Annotated in this window: 10 protein-coding genes and 3 rRNA genes; 5 read left to right on the forward strand and 8 right to left on the reverse strand. The window is 65.0% G+C overall.

Translation table 11 applies throughout. The features are described 5' to 3' along the window. Positions 1-99 precede the first annotated feature (99 nt). From BKK81_RS31515 to BKK81_RS31535, 5 genes are all read right to left on the reverse strand, one after another. Positions 100-582, reverse strand: coding sequence for a hypothetical protein (locus BKK81_RS31515; RefSeq protein WP_071021218.1), 483 nt, complete (start codon positions 580-582; stop codon positions 100-102). A 281-nt stretch (positions 583-863) separates the two neighbouring features. After that, a 5S ribosomal RNA gene (rrf, locus tag BKK81_RS31520) occupies positions 864-977 on the reverse strand. 122 nt (positions 978-1,099) lie between these two features. Further along, positions 1,100-3,978 (reverse strand): 23S ribosomal RNA (locus BKK81_RS31525). 329 nt (positions 3,979-4,307) lie between these two features. After that, positions 4,308-5,839 (reverse strand): 16S ribosomal RNA (locus BKK81_RS31530). The 16S, 23S and 5S rRNA genes sit together here, the layout of an rRNA operon. Before the next feature lie 628 nt (positions 5,840-6,467). Then, positions 6,468-7,565 carry a branched-chain amino acid aminotransferase gene (locus tag BKK81_RS31535; RefSeq protein ID WP_071021221.1) on the reverse strand — a complete coding sequence of 366 codons (1,098 nt, stop codon included), beginning with the start codon at positions 7,563-7,565 and terminating at the stop codon, positions 6,468-6,470. 614 nt (positions 7,566-8,179) lie between these two features. Here BKK81_RS31535 and BKK81_RS31540 point away from each other — a divergent pair. The 3 genes from BKK81_RS31540 to BKK81_RS31550 all read left to right on the forward strand — a co-directional run bounded on the left by BKK81_RS31540 (position 8,180) and on the right by BKK81_RS31550 (position 11,283). Next, entirely contained in the window at positions 8,180-8,407 is a 228-nt protein-coding gene (locus tag BKK81_RS31540; protein ID WP_071021225.1) for a hypothetical protein, read from the forward strand. 192 nt (positions 8,408-8,599) lie between these two features. Then, positions 8,600-9,352 (forward strand): flagellar brake protein, encoded by a 753-nt coding sequence (locus BKK81_RS31545; protein WP_071021228.1) that lies wholly within the window; start codon positions 8,600-8,602, stop codon positions 9,350-9,352. Positions 9,353-9,669: 317 nt separating this feature from the next. Further along, positions 9,670-11,283: a M20/M25/M40 family metallo-hydrolase gene (locus BKK81_RS31550; protein WP_083384811.1), complete on the forward strand. Its 1,614-nt coding sequence runs from the start codon at positions 9,670-9,672 to the stop codon at positions 11,281-11,283. A gap of 175 nt (positions 11,284-11,458) precedes the next feature. Here the strand turns inward: BKK81_RS31550 and BKK81_RS31555 are convergent, their stop codons facing one another. Further along, a complete protein-coding gene (locus BKK81_RS31555; protein ID WP_071021230.1) occupies positions 11,459-12,457 on the reverse strand; it encodes a Bug family tripartite tricarboxylate transporter substrate binding protein in 999 nt (332 codons plus the stop codon). 50 nt (positions 12,458-12,507) lie between these two features. Then, the gene (locus BKK81_RS31560; protein WP_071022760.1) at positions 12,508-13,653 is read right to left on the reverse strand and encodes a M20 family metallopeptidase; all 1,146 of its coding nucleotides are present in this window, start codon (positions 13,651-13,653) and stop codon (positions 12,508-12,510) included. Between the two features lie 151 nt (positions 13,654-13,804). On the opposite strand from BKK81_RS31560, the gene BKK81_RS31565 reads away from it, so the two are divergent. Next, a complete protein-coding gene (locus tag BKK81_RS31565; RefSeq protein WP_071021233.1) occupies positions 13,805-14,710 on the forward strand; it encodes a MurR/RpiR family transcriptional regulator in 906 nt (301 codons plus the stop codon). A gap of 48 nt (positions 14,711-14,758) precedes the next feature. Here the strand turns inward: BKK81_RS31565 and BKK81_RS31570 are convergent, their stop codons facing one another. After that, complete coding sequence (locus tag BKK81_RS31570) at positions 14,759-15,700, reverse strand: LysR family transcriptional regulator (RefSeq protein WP_071022763.1); 942 nt, start codon at positions 15,698-15,700, stop codon at positions 14,759-14,761. Positions 15,701-16,007: 307 nt separating this feature from the next. Here BKK81_RS31570 and BKK81_RS31575 point away from each other — a divergent pair, with 307 nt between their 5' ends. Further along, a complete protein-coding gene (locus BKK81_RS31575; RefSeq protein WP_071021236.1) occupies positions 16,008-17,357 on the forward strand; it encodes a DUF3100 domain-containing protein in 1,350 nt (449 codons plus the stop codon). The last annotated feature ends 51 nt before the right edge of the window (positions 17,358-17,408 follow it).

The following is a 17,408-nucleotide window of genomic DNA, read 5'->3' on the forward strand; positions in this document are numbered from 1 at the left end:
CGGTCAAGCGCTCAGGCCGTGCGGCGGAATCAGTCGAATGGGAATAGCGGGTACGCGCGGCACGCGCAGGTGCCGAGCGCGCGGCGCCGGCGAGGCGCCTCAGGCGGAAAGGCTTCGGGGAGGCTTGAAGCAGGCCGCAGGCAGCGCGTCAGCGCGGCCCGGGCAAGAAGACGGGGGAAAATCGGGCGCCTGTGCCAGGCTGACCTGGGGCAGCACGAACAGCGCACCGGATTCCTCGATTTCGTCGAGGACGTCGAGCGGATCGAGCAGGTCGGCCGCCCAGATATCACAGTAACCGGGCGGCGGCTCGTCGGAGGCCGCCATCTCGGGCTCACCGAAGTCGGGAAAATCCTCGTCGTCGAGCACCAGTTCGAGCATGCTGCCCTGCGCTACGCGCTCGACAGTGCGGTCGATGGCACGCTCCGCCGTCCGCTCGACGGTCGGCTCAGGCAGCGCCGGCCGGGTCGCTGCATGCGCGCCGCCAGCCGGGCAGGCCCCGCCGGCAGCGTGCGCCGGCACCGTCGTCCCGAAAGACAACAGGCAAAGGCAGGCGACGGCGAACAGCAGGTAGAGGGCGCGCATGGAGGAGAGACGGTGCAGCCGACGTTGCGACGAACTTGGGATGGCGTCTTGCTGCAGGACAACATTGTAACGGAATGCAAGGCATAGACCATCGCTAGCCCTTCTGCGTTCCTTGGAAAGCGACAATGCCTGCCGTTCGCGTCAGCCCCCAGGGAGTCCTGAGCAATCCCGGCAGGCGTCCATGCAGGGTCACGACTGTCATGACATCTCGACGTTCCGGCACGCCGCAAAGACAAAACCCCTCGCAGCGTTTGCTGTCGAGGGGTTTTGCGGGAGGGAGAGCCTGGCGATGACCTACTTTCACACGGGTAGTCCGCACTATCATCGGCGCAAAGTCGTTTCACGGTCCTGTTCGGGATGGGAAGGGGTGGTTCCGACTCGCTATGGTCACCAGGCATTAAGGGTTGCTGCGCCGGGGTTGAGCCGTCGCAGCGAATAGGGATGTAGTCTTGGTTGTGAGGTATCGGCACCGTTCTGGGCACACGCGATACGTCAACCAGTGAAACACACTGGTTATAGGATCAAGCCTTACGGGCAATTAGTACTGGTTAGCTTAACGCATTACTGCGCTTCCACACCCAGCCTATCAACGTCCTGGTCTCGAACGACCCTTCAAGGAGGTCAAGCCTCCAGGGAATCCTCATCTTCAGGCGAGTTTCCCGCTTAGATGCTTTCAGCGGTTATCTCTTCCGTACATAGCTACCCTGCGATGCCTCTGGCGAGACAACAGGTACACCAGCGGTACGTCCACTCCGGTCCTCTCGTACTAGGAGCAGCCCCCGTCAAGATTCCAACGCCCACGGCAGATAGGGACCAAACTGTCTCACGACGTTTTAAACCCAGCTCACGTACCTCTTTAAATGGCGAACAGCCATACCCTTGGGACCGGCTACAGCCCCAGGATGAGATGAGCCGACATCGAGGTGCCAAACACCGCCGTCGATATGAACTCTTGGGCGGTATCAGCCTGTTATCCCCAGAGTACCTTTTATCCGTTGAGCGATGGCCCTTCCATACAGAACCACCGGATCACTATGTCCTGCTTTCGCACCTGCTCGACTTGTCGGTCTCGCAGTTAAGCACGCTTTTGCCATTGCACTTTAGGTACGATGTCCGACCGTACCAAGCGTACCTTCGAACTCCTCCGTTACACTTTGGGAGGAGACCGCCCCAGTCAAACTGCCTACCATGCACTGTCCCCGACCCGGATTCACGGGCCAAGGTTAGAACCTCAAACAAACCAGGGTGGTATTTCAAGGACGGCTCCACCGGAACTAGCGTCCCGGTTTCAAAGCCTCCCACCTATCCTACACAGATCGGTTCAAAGTCCAATGCAAAGCTACAGTAAAGGTTCATGGGGTCTTTCCGTCTAGCCGCGGGGAGATTGCATCATCACAAACACTTCAACTTCGCTGAGTCTCGGGAGGAGACAGTGTGGCCATCGTTACGCCATTCGTGCAGGTCGGAACTTACCCGACAAGGAATTTCGCTACCTTAGGACCGTTATAGTTACGGCCGCCGTTTACCGGGACTTCAATCAAGAGCTTGCACCCCATCATTTAATCTTCCGGCACCGGGCAGGCGTCACACCCTATACGTCCACTTTCGTGTTTGCAGAGTGCTGTGTTTTTATTAAACAGTCGCAGCCACCAGTTTATTGCAACCCCTTCACCCTTCTGGCGCAGGCCAGTCAAGCTACCAGGGCGTACCTTATCCCGAAGTTACGGTACCAATTTGCCGAGTTCCTTCTCCCGAGTTCTCTCAAGCGCCTTAGAATACTCATCTCGCCCACCTGTGTCGGTTTGCGGTACGGTCTCGTATGACTGAAGCTTAGAGGCTTTTCTTGGAACCACTTCCGATTGCTTCGCGACACATGGTCGCTCGCCCCACAGCCTTGAATCCCGCGCCCGGATTTGCCTAAGCGCCTTCTCCACTGCAGGGACCGGGACTTCCAACACCCGGACAACCTTCCGCGATCCGTCCCCCCATCGCATCATACGACGGTGCAGGAATATTAACCTGCTTCCCATCAGCTACGCATCTCTGCCTCGCCTTAGGGGCCGACTCACCCTACGCCGATGAACGTTGCGTAGGAAACCTTGGGCTTACGGCGAGGGGGCCTTTCACCCCCTTTATCGCTACTCATGTCAGCATTCGCACTTCTGATACCTCCAGCATCCTTTACAAGACACCTTCACAGGCTTACAGAACGCTCTCCTACCACGCACTTGCGTGCGTCCGCAGCTTCGGTGACTGGCTTAGCCCCGTTACATCTTCCGCGCAGGACGACTCGATCAGTGAGCTATTACGCTTTCTTTAAAGGGTGGCTGCTTCTAAGCCAACCTCCTGACTGTTTTAGCCTTCCCACTTCGTTTCCCACTTAGCCAATCTTTGGGACCTTAGCTGGCGGTCTGGGTTGTTTCCCTCTTGACACCGGACGTTAGCACCCGATGTCTGTCTCCCGTGATTGCACTCTTCGGTATTCGGAGTTTGCTATGGCGGGGTAATCAGCAATAGACCCCCCAACCATGACAGTGCTCTACCCCCGAAGGTGAGACACGAGGCACTACCTAAATAGTTTTCGGAGAGAACCAGCTATTTCCAGATTTGTTTAGCCTTTCACCCCTATCCACAGCTCATCCCCTAGTTTTTCAACACTAGTGGGTTCGGTCCTCCAGTACGTGTTACCGCACCTTCAACCTGGCCATGGATAGATCATCTGGTTTCGGGTCTACACCCAGCGACTGAACGCCCTGTTCGGACTCGCTTTCGCTACGCCTGCCCTAATCGGTTAAGCTTGCCACTGAATGTAAGTCGCTGACCCATTATACAAAAGGTACGCCGTCACCCGTTTCCAGGCTCCGACTGTTTGTATGCATGCGGTTTCAGGATCTATTTCACTCCCCTCCCGGGGTTCTTTTCGCCTTTCCCTCACGGTACTGGTTCACTATCGGTCGATCACGAGTATTTAGCCTTGGAGGATGGTCCCCCCATCTTCAGACAGGATTTCACGTGTCCCGCCCTACTTGTCGTACACCTAGTTCCACAACGCTGTTTTCGCATACAGGGCTATCACCTGCTATGGCCGGGCTTTCCATCCCGTTCTGCTAACAATGCTGCTAAAGAGTACAAGGCTGTTCCCATTTCGTTCGCCACTACTCTGGGAATCTCGGTTGATTTCTGTTCCTGCAGCTACTTAGATGTTTCAGTTCGCCGCGTTCGCTTCCCTTGCCTATGTATTCAGCAAGGGATGACCCATACGGGCCGGGTTTCCCCATTCGGACATCTCCGGATCAAAGCTCGTTTGCCAGCTCCCCGAAGCTTTTCGCAGGCTACCGCGTCCTTCATCGCCTGTGATCGCCAAGGCATCCACCACATGCACTTGTTCGCTTGACCCTATAACGAGTGTGTCTCAAGCTCGCGCTTGAAACGCTCATTACAGGTTGAGTTCTCGCATTTGTGCCGTATTCCAAGTCATCTTTCGATCACTTAAATACTTTGGTTGATACAATCACAACCCGGTATCGTGTTGGTTACTTCAGCCTCTCATCAAGGCTTCACGACACCTTTACTACATCCCATATTGTTAAAGAACAGCCGAATTTCTTCGCTTGGCAATGCCAAATGCAAGCGCTCGATATCAAGCACTTGCATTTGGCCATGTCCTGGCCGCAACAACAAACAACCGATAAGTGTGAGTGCTCGACTCGGAATGCACGCTCTGGAAAGGAGGTGATCCAGCCGCACCTTCCGGTACGGCTACCTTGTTACGACTTCACCCCAGTCATGAACCCTGCCGTGGTAATCGCCCTCCTTGCGGTTAGGCTAACTACTTCTGGCAAAACCCACTCCCATGGTGTGACGGGCGGTGTGTACAAGACCCGGGAACGTATTCACCGCGGCATGCTGATCCGCGATTACTAGCGATTCCAGCTTCACGTAGTCGAGTTGCAGACTACGATCCGGACTACGATGCGTTTTCTGGGATTAGCTCCCCCTCGCGGGTTGGCAACCCTCTGTACGCACCATTGTATGACGTGTGAAGCCCTACCCATAAGGGCCATGAGGACTTGACGTCATCCCCACCTTCCTCCGGTTTGTCACCGGCAGTCTCTCTAGAGTGCCCTTTCGTAGCAACTAGAGACAAGGGTTGCGCTCGTTGCGGGACTTAACCCAACATCTCACGACACGAGCTGACGACAGCCATGCAGCACCTGTGTCCACTTTCCCTTTCGGGCACCTAATGCATCTCTGCTTCGTTAGTGGCATGTCAAGGGTAGGTAAGGTTTTTCGCGTTGCATCGAATTAATCCACATCATCCACCGCTTGTGCGGGTCCCCGTCAATTCCTTTGAGTTTTAATCTTGCGACCGTACTCCCCAGGCGGTCAACTTCACGCGTTAGCTTCGTTACTGAAGAAATGAATCCCCAACAACTAGTTGACATCGTTTAGGGCGTGGACTACCAGGGTATCTAATCCTGTTTGCTCCCCACGCTTTCGTGCATGAGCGTCAGTCACGTCCCAGGGGGCTGCCTTCGCCATCGGTATTCCTCCACATCTCTACGCATTTCACTGCTACACGTGGAATTCTACCCCCCTCTGACGCACTCTAGCCTTGCAGTCACAAGCGCCATTCCCAGGTTGAGCCCGGGGATTTCACGCCTGTCTTACAAAACCGCCTGCGCACGCTTTACGCCCAGTAATTCCGATTAACGCTCGCACCCTACGTATTACCGCGGCTGCTGGCACGTAGTTAGCCGGTGCTTATTCTTCCGGTACCGTCATCCCTCCGGGGTATTAGCCCAAAGGATTTCTTTCCGGACAAAAGTGCTTTACAACCCGAAGGCCTTCTTCACACACGCGGCATTGCTGGATCAGGGTTGCCCCCATTGTCCAAAATTCCCCACTGCTGCCTCCCGTAGGAGTCTGGGCCGTGTCTCAGTCCCAGTGTGGCTGATCGTCCTCTCAGACCAGCTACTGATCGTCGCCTTGGTGAGCCTTTACCTCACCAACTAGCTAATCAGACATCGGCCGCTCCTATTGCGCGAGGCCTTGCGGTCCCCCGCTTTCACCCTCAGGTCGTATGCGGTATTAGCTAATCTTTCGACTAGTTATCCCCCACAACAGGGCACGTTCCGATGTATTACTCACCCGTTCGCCACTCGCCGCCAGACCGAAGTCCGCGCTGCCGTTCGACTTGCATGTGTAAGGCATGCCGCCAGCGTTCAATCTGAGCCAGGATCAAACTCTTCAGTTCAATCTCTGTGTGGTTCCGCGCAGTTGCCTGCGCAAACCTCGCTCTTTCGAGCGGTCGCTCACTCTCAGAAAACTGACTGGCTCCGTCCGAAGACGAAACCAAACATGTTTACTGTGCGAGCACTGATAATTTGCAAGCTAGAAGACCGAGGTCTTCCGCATTCACTATCAAGCACCCACACTTATCGGTGTTTGTTTGTTAAAGAACCACCCTCTCGGGCCGCATCCGGCTTTGCCGGTTTGCGTTGCCGCTGCGTTATGTCTGCAGCGAAGGAACGAGACTATAAAGAATTTTTCGAGATCAATCAAGCGATTTCGAGAATTTCTTTTATTCGGACGCCGCACTCATTCGAGCCGCTCCAATCCTGCCATTCCCTCCCCGTCACGCGGTGCGCTGCGAACGGGGAGGCGAATACTAATGCCTCGATAACCAATTGGCAAGGCTTTTCAGAAAAAAATCCCAAGCGCCTCTTCTATCCGCTTGCCATCTCCGCTCATACCCTGGTGAACCCTGGACCGGCCCAGGCTATCCGGGAACAGAAGCCCTCCCCGCGGCCCCGCCTCGCCTTGCGCGCCGGCCGCAGCACCAGGACGGGGAACCCTCGAGCGGATCGCGGGTCGGAGCTGGCTTAGAACAGGCGGTCCATCCAGCCATGCGGATCTGCCGCGCGGCCCTGCTGCAGGTCGACCAGCGCGTTCTTCAGGCGCATCGTCAGGTTGCCGGCGCCGCCATCGCCGATCGTGAAGTTGTGCTTGTGGCCCTTCACCGTCCCGATGGGCGTCACCACGGCGGCCGTGCCGCAGGCAAAGGCTTCGCGCAGGCGGCCGCTCCGGGCATCGGCCTGCCATTGGTCGATCGAGTACGGCTCTTCACGTACCGTCAGGCCCATGTCTCGGGCCAGGACGATGAGCGACTCGCGCGTGATACCGGGCAGGATGGTGCCGGTGAGCGGCGGCGTCTGCAGCGAGCCATCGTCGAAGACGAAGAAGACATTCATGCCGCCGAGTTCTTCCACCCAGCGCCGCTCGACCGCGTCGAGGAAGACCACCTGGTCGCAGCCCTCGCGCGAGGCCTCGGCCTGCGCCAGCAGGCTGGCCGCATAGTTACCGCCGCACTTGGCCTCGCCCGTGCCGCCAGGCGCGGCACGCGTGTAGTTGTCCGACACCCAGATGGTGACCGCCGGGTTGCTGCCCTTGAAGTACGCGCCCACCGGGCAGGCCGTCACGCAATACAGGTATTCGGCCGCCGGCTTGACGCCCAGCGCCACCTCGGTAGCCATCATGAAAGGGCGCAGATACAGCGAACCGCCCTGCACGGTGGGAATCCACTCGCGGTCCAGGCGCACCAGTTCGCGCACGGACTCCAGGAACAGTGCCTCGGGCAGCTCCGGCATGGCCAGGCGGCGGGCCGAGTTGCGGAAGCGGCGCGCATTGGCGTCAGGGCGGAACAGCGCACCACCGCCATCGGGCAGGCGATAGGCCTTCATCCCCTCGAAAATCTCTTGTGCGTAGTGGAACACCTGCATGGCCGGATCGCACTCGAAGGGGCCGCGCGCGGCGATCCTGGCGTCGTGCCAGCCCTTGCCCTCGGTGTAGCGGATGGTCGCCATGTGATCGGAGAACACCCTGCCGAAGGCGGGATTCTCCAGCAAACGCGCACGCTCCGCGGCGGCCACGGGGTGTTGGCTGGGTTCGATGGAAAAGACTGCTTCGACATTGCTGCTCATACCGGCTCCCAAATATGCAAGGCGCTCACACACGCCCGAGACCGATATTGTGCGCCAATGCAGGCAGATTGAGGCGCTGTATTGGTGCCGGCAGCAGCGGACGGCGGGCAGCACCGCACAATCGACGGTGGAAACGGCCATCGCAACGCACTGCCGTGGCACTCCACCCTTCGCGCGAGAGCCTGACAAGACACCAGGGCAAACCCGGCGCCCGGACTAGCGCCCTCCCCCCCGCTACGGTGGGGGAAAAGGCGAGGCCCGCACTGCCGCTATCCATGTCAAGCGCATGACATGCCGTGCGTGAGTGACCGTGACGATGGTCCTTCGCAGAGCCCGCCCCGCGGGCTCTCTTTTTTTTGAGGCCCGGAAGTCTCGCGCGGAGACACCCCCCCCCACCAGGGCGATGGCAGCACCTGTGGCCGATCCCGGCCGCCCGGAACGACCCTGATCGCATGGAAAGCTGCCTTTGAGTCACAGCCAAGGTGTCCTTGGCGGGGATTATTGCGCCGCCGCAAACTCGCCCTGCACGGTCTAGGGAAAACCCCTATAATGCCGCCACTCCTGATGACATGCTGGCGTCACGAACCCATGAATCCGCTGACGCCGATAATAAAATGAAGAAAGCCGCACTCTCCTTCCTGGCCCTGGCCGCCACCCTCGGCGCGCTGTCGACCCCCGTCTTCGCCCAGCAAGGCCCCCGCCCCTTCGACTCGGCCGCCCATGCCGGCCAGCGCGATGTCTACGTCGATGGCGCCATCAAGCCGCGCGCCCGCCAGATGACCCACTGGGGCGAGGAAGCCAGCCACTACATCGCCAACGGCGACGACCGCTTCCCCCACTGAGCGCCGACGGGCACCCCCGCCCGAGCCGGATGGGCGCGGCCTTGCCGCGCCACCGTTCCCCGCCGTTCCAGTGCCGCTTCCGGCACCTCGCCGCACGCGCCGCCGCGCACGTTGCCTGGCAGCCACGCCATGCCGCCAACAGGCAGGCGATAATCCCGTATCCCCTCGAAATGATGGTTTACGATCCGCCCCATGTCACCGACCGTGCAGCCGGCCACCGCGCAGGACGACTTCTGGCTCGACGAGCCGGCAAGCATCGCCCGTGTGCTGCGTGAACTGGCCCGCACGCGCACGCCGCTGCTGTTCGAGCCGGCCGGCATCCCGACCCGCCTGCTGCTGGCCGACGAGGACCGGCGCGCCTGCGTGCTCGAATGGTGCCGCAACGGGCGCGAACTGGAACGGCTGCTGAACGCCACCGGCCTGAGCCTGCGCGGCTCGCTGGGCGGTACGCCCATCCGCTTCGCCGCCGGCACGCCCGAGGTGACCCGCCTGGGCAATACGCCCGCCTTCCACATTCCCTTGCCTGCGCGCCTGCAGTACCTGCAGGCGCGCAGGCATTTCCGCGTCCGCCTGGCGGCGGCGCGCGGCTTCCGCTGCCGGCGGGAAGATGAGGCTGGTGGCCCGCCGCTGAGCCTGGACATCCGCGACCTGTCGCTGAGCGGCGTCGGCCTGCGCGTGCCGCTCGGCTTGCTGGCCGTCTTCGCGCCCGGACGGCTGCTGCCGGACTGCACGCTGGACTTCGGCCCTTTCGGCATCGTGCAGGCCAGCCTGCGCGTGGTACGGCACGGCCCCGCCACCCCGCAGGCGGACGCTCGGCGCAAGGTCGGCTGCGTCTTCGTCGATCTCGACGCCGGCACTCGGCGGCAACTGCAGCGCCTGGTGTTCGCGCTCGAAGTCGCGCCGGAAATCCCGCTGGAAGCCCCGCTGGAAACCCCGCCCGCCTGACGTCCCGCGCGCGGCCTCAAGCCCCGCGCCGCAGCGGATGCGCGGCATCGCTGCCGGCATGGCGCGCGGCCATCCCCGGCCCCCGCGCGATGCACGCCCTTGCCGTGATAGCGGGGCGCATCGCCGTCGCGCAATGCACAGGCCTCGCGCAACCCGGTGGAGGCGCCCGCGGCGGCGCCGTCGAAAGCCGGCCGGAACGGAATCGGCGGCCCGGCAGGCAAGGGACGCGCTACCATCTGAGCGCTGCGCCGGCCACCCTGCCGGCCGATGACAAGACCAAGGCACCACAGCAGCCGACCTGGATCCACGAGGACACGATGAACGACCCGATACGAGCCCCCCGCACCGACCGCCAGCGCCCGCGCTCCCTGCGCCGCCCGCTCGCCTGGCCCCTGGCCGCCGCCCTGGGCGCGGCCCTGCTGGCCACCGGTGCCGGCGCCGCCACGCTCGACGGCGCCGCGCTGGAACAGGCGGCCATGCGAGCCGCCGCCGGCAGCTACCGCGAGTGGGTGGAACTGCTGGCCATGCCGAACGACGCCAACGTGCCGGCCGACATCCAGAAGAATGCCGCCTGGCTGGTGCAGGCCTTCGCGCGGCGCGGCTTCAACGCGCGCGAGCTGCCCAACGAGGGCAAGCCGATGGTCTACGCCGAGCTCAAGGCGCCGGCGGCGGCCGGCGCGGCGCCGCGCAAGACGGTGCTGTTCTACATGCATTTCGACGGCCAGTCGGTGACGCCGTCGCAGTGGGCGCAGCGCAGTCCCTGGGAGGCGGTGCTGAAGGCGCGCCAGGCCGACGGCAAGTGGGAGGCGCTGCCGCTGGAGCACCTCTACGGCGAGCGGGTCGATCCCGAGTGGCGGCTGTTCGCGCGCTCGTCCTCGGACGACAAAGGCCCCATCGTGATGTTCCTGGCGGCCGTCGACGCACTCAAGGCCGCCGGCGCCGAGCCGGCCGTGGACATCAAGGTCCTGCTCGATTCGGAAGAGGAAAAGGGCTCGCCTTCGCTGGGCAAGGTGATCGGCCAGAACCTGGCGCTGCTGCGCAACGATGGCATGGTGATCTTCGACGGCCCCATGCACCAGAGCAACCGGCCCACGCTGGTGTTCGGCAACCGCGGCGTGCTGCTGGTCAAGCTCAAGGTATTCGGCGCCGGCCAGGAGCTGCACAGCGGCCACTATGGCAACTACTCGGCCAATCCCGCCCAGCGCCTGGCCAGCCTGCTGGCCAGCATGAAGGACGACGAGGGCCGCGTCACCATCCCGGGCTACTACAGCCCGGTCAGGCTCGACGACGAAGCGCGCCGCATCATGAGCGCCGTGCCGGACGACGAGGCGGCGCTGCGCCGCCGCCTGGGCATCGCCGCGGCCGAGCGGGTCGGCGCCAACTACCAGGAAGCCATGCAGTATCCGAGCCTGAACGTGCGCGGCATGGCCGCCGGCGACGTCGGCGCCAAGGCGCGCACCGTGGTGCCCTCGTCGGCGCTGGCGGAGATCGACATCCGCACGGTGCCCGAGACCAGCCCGGAATACCTGTTCGCCCGCCTCAAGGAACACGTGCAGAAGCAGGGCTACCACCTGGTCGAGGGCGAGCCGAGCGCGGAGGAGCGGGCGCGCTATCCCAAGCTGGCTTCGCTCAGCGCCGGCGAGGTGCCGGCCTCCAGTTCGGCGGCGCGGACACCGCTCGACGCCCCGGTCAGCCGCTGGCTGCAGCAGGCCATGCAGTCCACCTACGGCCAGGCGCCGGTGCAGATCCGCATGATGGGCGGCACGGTACCCACCGGCGCCGCGGTGCAGGCGCTGCAGTCGCCCTTCGTCATCGTGCCGCTGGTCAATGCCGACAACAACCAGCACAGCTACGACGAGAACATGCGGCTGGGCAACTACCGCGACGGCATCCGCACGGTGATGGGCATCCTGCAGACGCCCTACCGCTGACACCCTATCGCTGAGACCCTATCGCTGAGACCCGATCGCCGGCGCACCGCCGGCGTCGCCTTGCCGGCCGCGCCATGCGAAGGCGGCAGGCCACGGTTTCCCGTGCCGGCCGCCGCCCGTCGATGCCACACCCCGCCATACGCTACCGCGCCATGGCCCGGCGGGGTCCTCCCGTTTATTCCGCCGAGATCTTGGCGCGCTTGACCACCTCGCCGTAGCGCTGCAGCCGCTCGGCCATCATCTTCTCGAAGGCGGCCGGCGGCATGTCCTCCGGCGGCACCACGCCGCGCGAGCGCAGCGCCGCCTGCATGGCGGGATCGCTGGCGGCCTGGCGCACCGCCTGGTACAGCTTCTGCACCACCGGCTCCGGCGTGCCGGCAGGCGCGGCGATGCCGGTCCAGGAACTCAGGTTGAGCTGCGGATAGCCCAGTTCGGCGAAGGTCGGCACGTCGGGCAGCTGCGGCAGGCGCTGCTCGGACGCCACCGCCAGCGCGCGCACCTTGCCGTCCTTGATATGCGGCAGCATGATGACCAGGTTGTCCAGGATGAACTGCACCTCATTGCTCAGCACCGCCGTGATGAGCTGCGAGCCGCCGCGATAGGGGATGTGCGTGGCATAGATGCCGGTATTGGCCTTGAGCATCTCCACATTGAGCTGCCCCATGCTGCCGGCGCCGCCGCTGCCGTAGTCGAGCTTGCCGGGGTTCTTCTTCGCATAGGCGAGGAACTCGGCGAAGGTGCGCACCGGCAGGCTGGCATGGACCACCAGCGCATTGGGCTGGCGCCCCAGGATGGCGATGTTCTCGAAATCCTTGATCGGGTCGTAGCCGATGCGCGGCTGCGTCAGCGGATTGGCCAGGTGGCTGCTCTGCGAGGACACCACCAGCGTGTAGCCGTCGGGCTTGCTGCGCGCCACCGACTGCGTGGCGACCGAACCGCCGGCGCCCGGGCGATTGTCGACCACCACCGGCACGCCGAGGATGCGCGCCAGCGGGTCGGCGTACTGGCGCGCCATGATGTCGACCGAGCCGCCCGGCGGGAACGGCACGACCAGCGTGATGGGCTTGGCAGGCCAGGCACCCTGGGCCAGCACGGCGGCCGGCGCGGCCGCGAGCGCCACGGCGCCCAGGCCCAGGCGGAGGAAGTGGCGACGGGTAGAGATCAGCTTCTGCATGGGAGATTAGGAAGAGCCAGGAAACTTGGGGGAAGGCCGGATCCAGCCGTTCAACGCAGGCCGAGGATGGTCAGTGCCAGCGCCTGCGCGCGCGGCACGAAGGTCGACAGCTCGCAGTACTCGCGTTCGGTATGTGCGTGGCCGCCCACCGGGCCGGTGCCGCACAGCGTGGGCGTGCCGACCGAGGCGGTCAGGCCGCTGTCGGCCGCGCCGCCGGTGAATTCGCCTTCGACGCGGAAGCCGAGCCGCTCGGCATTGCCCTGGTACAGCGCCAGCAGCGCGTCCGGGGTACGCGCCATCGGCATGGTGCGGCGCAGTTCGGTGATGCGGCCGCGCGTGCGCGGGATGGACTCTTCCTCGACGATGGCACGGATGCGCTCGACCAGGGCCTCCACGTCGGTCTCGGCGGTGAAGCGCACGTCGAGCTGGGCCTGCGCCTGCGGCGCCACCATGTTCGGCACGATGCCGCCCTGCACGCAGCCGACATTGGTGGTGATGCCCTGCCCGGCGTCGGTGAGGGCATGCAGCGCGACGATCTTGCGCGCCAGCGCGTCGATCGCACTCGCACCCTGCGCCGGATTGATGCCGGCGTGCGCCGCCACCCCTTCCACCTCGAACGCCACCACCATCGAGCCCTTGCGGCCGGTGACGAGGTTGCCGCTGACGCGGCCCGGCTCGGCGTTGAACACGGTGCGCACGCCGCGCGCCACCTCCATGATGCGCTCGCGCGTGGCGCCCGAGCCGATCTCCTCGTCGCAGGAGAAGAACAGGCGCAGCGGCGGCGCCTGGCGGCCCAGGCGCGCCAGCGCCTCGGCCACGAAGACGTTCATCACTAGGCCCGACTTCATGTCGGCCACGCCCGGCCCGTAGGCGCGCCCCGCCTCGATGCGGAAGGGCCTGCGTGCGACGGTGCCGGCCGGGTAGACCGTATCCATATGGCCCATCAGCAGGATCGGGCGCCCCTGGCCGGAACCGGGCAGCCCGGCGTCGAGGCAGACGCCGAAGCCGGGCACGGCATGGAAGGCCACGGCCATGCCGGCCTCGCGCAGGTGCGCGCCCAGGACCTCGGCCACCGCCGTCACGCCAGCCTCCTGGCGGCTGCCGCTGTCGATGTCGACGATGCGCTGCAGCAGCGCCTGCATGGCCGACTCGCGGCCGGCCAGCCAGGCCAGCACCGCTTCCTCATCTTTATCCATGCCACTGTCCCTGGCCGGTACGAACTCGTTCACTTCGTTCTCTTCGTTCTCTTGCATGCGGCTTGTGCTCCGGACGGCGGGTCCCGTCGATGATTCGACCATTGCAAACGTGATACGATCATGCAATACGTATTGCAAACATGTCAAGCCGATGAAATCCTCCAAGCCGGCCACGCCGGACGACGCCACCCTGCTGGACCGACTGGCCCGCGAGGCGGCCACGCTGACGGCGCGGGAACGCGAACTGGCGGCCGCGCTGGGCCAGGGCTATCCGCATGTGCTGCTGGAATCGGCCACCGCGCTGGCCGCGCAGCACGGCACCAGCGCCTCGACCGTGGTCAGGCTGTTCGCCAAGCTGGGCTACGCCAGCTATGCCGACGCGCAGCGCGAAGCGCGCGCCAGCGTGACGGCGGCGCTGCCCACCGCCGGCCTGCGCGCGCCCGCCGCCATCGGCGCCAAGCGCACGCTGCGCGACTGCCTGGACGATGCCCTGCGCCACGACCAGCACAATCTCGCCGCCACCCATGAATCGCTGGATCTTGCGGCCTTCGAGGCCATCGCGCACCTGCTCGCCACGGCCAAGGGCCGCATCTTCGTGCTGGCGCAGAAGAACAGCGCGCCGGTCAGCGCCTGGCTGGCGCTGCACCTGAACATGTGCCGGCCCGACGTGCACGAGCTCGGCGCCGGTGCGGTCACGCCGACCGACGGCGTGCTCTGGCTCAAGCCGGACGACGTGCTGCTCGCCTTCAGCATCCGGCGCTATTCGCGCGCTCCGGTCAGCATCGCGCGCGTCTTCCGCGCACAGGGCGCCCGCGTCGTCGCCCTGTGCGACAGTCCGGCCGCGCCGCTGGTGCCGCTGGCGGACCACCACCTGCTGGTGCGCACCGCCAATGCCTCGCCCTTCGATTCCTACACGGCGGCGTTCTTTCTCTGCAATGCGCTGGTGTCGGCGGTGGTGCAGCTGCGCAAACCCGCCACCATCGATGCGCTGCAGCGCCGCGACGCGCTGTGGGAAGCCTTCGCCTCGGACCTGGTCGAAAGCACGCGCAAAGGCTGAGTGGAAACCCGCCGGTCGCACCGGCGCCCGGTGTCCTGAATCAGGGCTTCAAGCGTCGGAACACCGGCCGGCATCCCGCCGCAGCCACCTTGGCATGTCGGCCACGATCTGCCGCAGCAGGCTGGCCGCGGCCGGCGTCAGCGCCCGGCCCTGGCGCGACACCACCTGGACCTGCCCCTGCGACAGCAGCGGGTTGCCCATCGGCAGCGACACCAGCCGCTCGTCGCCATAGGACGACCATTGCGCGATGCGCGTGCACAGCGCGTAGCCAAGCCCGCCCATGACGAAGTGCCCGAGCGCGCTGAACGAGGAGGTGGTCAGCATCGACGGCAGGCGCACGCCTTCGCTGATCTCGGCGGCCTCGATATGCTGGCGCACGCCGAAGGTGCGGTGCAGCGTGGCCCCCGCATAGGGCAACAGATCCTGCAGCCGCAGCGGGCCGCGCTGCCGCGCCAGCGGGTGGGAGGCCAGCACCTGGGCTTCGATCGGCTGGGCATAGACATGGTGAGCGCGCAGCCGCGCATCGTGCGGCGGCTGGAACACCATGCCGATGTGGGCGGTGCCGTCGACGATGCGGCGCACGATGTCGTCGGTGCTGGCCACGTCGAGGTCCACGGTGATGCCGGGATGGGCCTGCATGAAAGTGCGCAGGCTATGGTGCATCATCCACTCGACGAAGCCCTCGCCGGCGACGATGTCGATATGCCCGCGCGCCACCTTCTCGATGCTGTCCATCTCGGCCAGCAGTTGCTGTTGCTGCCCCTGCTGGCTGCGCGCATAGGCCGCCAGCAGGTGGCCGGCCTCGGTGGCCATCACGCCGCGCCCATGGCGCTCCAGCAGGCGCGTGCCGCACTCCTTCTCCAGCACGCCGATGGCCCGGCTCACCGCCGACGGATCCATGTCCAGCACCTCGGCCGCGCCGCGCACCGAACCGCTCTCCAGCACCTGCATGAAGTAGCGCACGCGGCGCGTGTCGAGCCGATCGTCCATCAGCGTCATGGCAAGTCTCCGTCTTCGGGTCTTCCGGTCATGCGGTCATGCGGTCATGCGGTCATGCGGTCATGCGGTCTTCTCGAGCGCGGCCGGCGCGGCGGGCACGGCACGTGCCGCGGGCCGGTCGCGCCGGCTGCGCGAGTGTTGCATTGAATGCAACAAGTTTCCCATATCCCGATCATTGATGAAACGCCCGTGGCTCGGAATACTTGTGCACTGCCCGCCGGCTGGCGGTCCGCTCACGGACCGCGATGACCGTGAGTCCGCCCGCCGCGGCCCGCCGGGCCCCTTAGCGAGACATGCCATGACCCACTCCCTGTCCCCCGGCGCCGCCGCGCCGTCCGCGCCCGGCCTCGGCGCCGTCACCGCCTTCGCCAAGTTCCGCCTGTTCGCCGTCACCCTCGCGGTGGTGGCGCTGGCCGAAGCCATCGGCCCGCTCCAGTTCAAGCTCGGTCCCGGCCGCGTGGTGCTGATGCCGATGATGTGGTCGCTGCTGATGGCCGCCGCCCTCGGCATCGCCAGCCGGCGCCTGCCGCGCCCGCTGTCGGTCGGCCCCGGCCTGCAGGCGCTGGCCACCGGCCTGCTCAATGCGGGGCTGCTGCTGTTCGTGGTCAAGCTCGGCCTCACCGTCGGCGTGGCGCTGCCCAAGGTCAGGGCGGCGGGCTGGGCCCTGCTGTTCCAGGAGTTCGGCCATGCACTCGGCACCCTGGCCCTGGGCCTGCCGCTCGCGCTGCTGCTCGGCCTCAAGCGGGAGGCGGTCGGCGCCACCTTCTCGGTGGGGCGCGAGGGCAATATCGCCATCATCAGCGAGAAGTACGGCATGGATTCGCCCGAAGGCCGCGGCGTGCTGGCGGAGTACATCACCGGCACGGTGCTGGGCGCGCTCTTCATCGCCATCCTGGCCGGCTTCCTCAGCAGCCTGCACGTGTTCGACCCGCGCTCGCTGGCCATGGGCGCGGGCGTCGGTTCGGGCAGCCTGATGGCGGCCGCCGTGGGCGCCATCCTGGCCCAGCACCCCGCCGAGCACGCGGCCGACATCACCGCCATCGCCGCCGCCTCCAACCTGCTGACCTCGGTGGCCGGCTTCTATTTCACGCTGTTCCTGTCGCTGCCGCTGTGCTCCTGGCTGTACGGCAAGCTCGAACCGGTGCTGGGCCGCCTCTCGCCGCGCCAGGCCGCCACCGGCAGCGCCAGCCTGGGCGCCGCCGTGCTGCCCGCGCACGGCCTGTCCGGCGCCGATACCATGCTCGGCTGGGCAGTGGTCGGCGCAGGTGTGCTGGTCGGCAACCGCCTCTCCTACCAGGTGCCGGTGCTGGTCTCGCTGGAAGGCGTGCTGGCCGTCGTCGCGCTGGTGGCGGCGTGCCACCTTGCCAAGCGCCTGCTGCCGCGCCTGCCGCTGCTGCTGATGCTGTCCATCGCCGCCACGCTGGCCGGCGTGCCGGGCCTGTTCCCCTTCTCCGATGCGCTCGTCGCGCTGGCCGACAAGCTCAACTTCATGACCTTCACCACGCCCGTGCTGGCGCTGGCCGGCTTCTCCGTGGCCAAGGACCTGCCCATCTTCCGCCAGCTCGGCTGGCGCATCGTGGTGGTCTCGCTGACCGCCACCGCCGGCACCTTCCTCGGCGCGACGCTGATCGCCGAGTGCTTCCACTGACCCGCATCGACGTCAAGACTTCAACACACCAAGACTTCCAGGAGCCCGAGC

The organism is Cupriavidus sp. USMAHM13 (assembly GCF_001854285.1).
GTDB lineage: Bacteria > Pseudomonadota > Gammaproteobacteria > Burkholderiales > Burkholderiaceae > Cupriavidus > Cupriavidus malaysiensis.

What these genes read in the sequence shown, in the direction of transcription:
- BKK81_RS31515 (WP_071021218.1), bottom strand. Translation starts at nt 582, where the DNA reads ATGCGCGCCCTCTACCTGCTGTTCGCCGTCGCCTGCCTTTGCCTGTTG.
- BKK81_RS31535 (WP_071021221.1), bottom strand. Translation starts at nt 7,565, where the DNA reads ATGAGCAGCAATGTCGAAGCAGTCTTTTCCATCGAACCCAGCCAACAC.
- BKK81_RS31540 (WP_071021225.1), top strand. Translation starts at nt 8,180, where the DNA reads ATGAAGAAAGCCGCACTCTCCTTCCTGGCCCTGGCCGCCACCCTCGGC.
- BKK81_RS31545 (WP_071021228.1), top strand. Translation starts at nt 8,600, where the DNA reads ATGTCACCGACCGTGCAGCCGGCCACCGCGCAGGACGACTTCTGGCTC.
- BKK81_RS31550 (WP_083384811.1), top strand. Translation starts at nt 9,670, where the DNA reads ATGAACGACCCGATACGAGCCCCCCGCACCGACCGCCAGCGCCCGCGC.
- BKK81_RS31555 (WP_071021230.1), bottom strand. Translation starts at nt 12,457, where the DNA reads ATGCAGAAGCTGATCTCTACCCGTCGCCACTTCCTCCGCCTGGGCCTG.
- BKK81_RS31560 (WP_071022760.1), bottom strand. Translation starts at nt 13,653, where the DNA reads ATGGATAAAGATGAGGAAGCGGTGCTGGCCTGGCTGGCCGGCCGCGAG.
- BKK81_RS31565 (WP_071021233.1), top strand. Translation starts at nt 13,805, where the DNA reads ATGAAATCCTCCAAGCCGGCCACGCCGGACGACGCCACCCTGCTGGAC.
- BKK81_RS31570 (WP_071022763.1), bottom strand. Translation starts at nt 15,700, where the DNA reads ATGGACGATCGGCTCGACACGCGCCGCGTGCGCTACTTCATGCAGGTG.
- BKK81_RS31575 (WP_071021236.1), top strand. Translation starts at nt 16,008, where the DNA reads ATGACCCACTCCCTGTCCCCCGGCGCCGCCGCGCCGTCCGCGCCCGGC.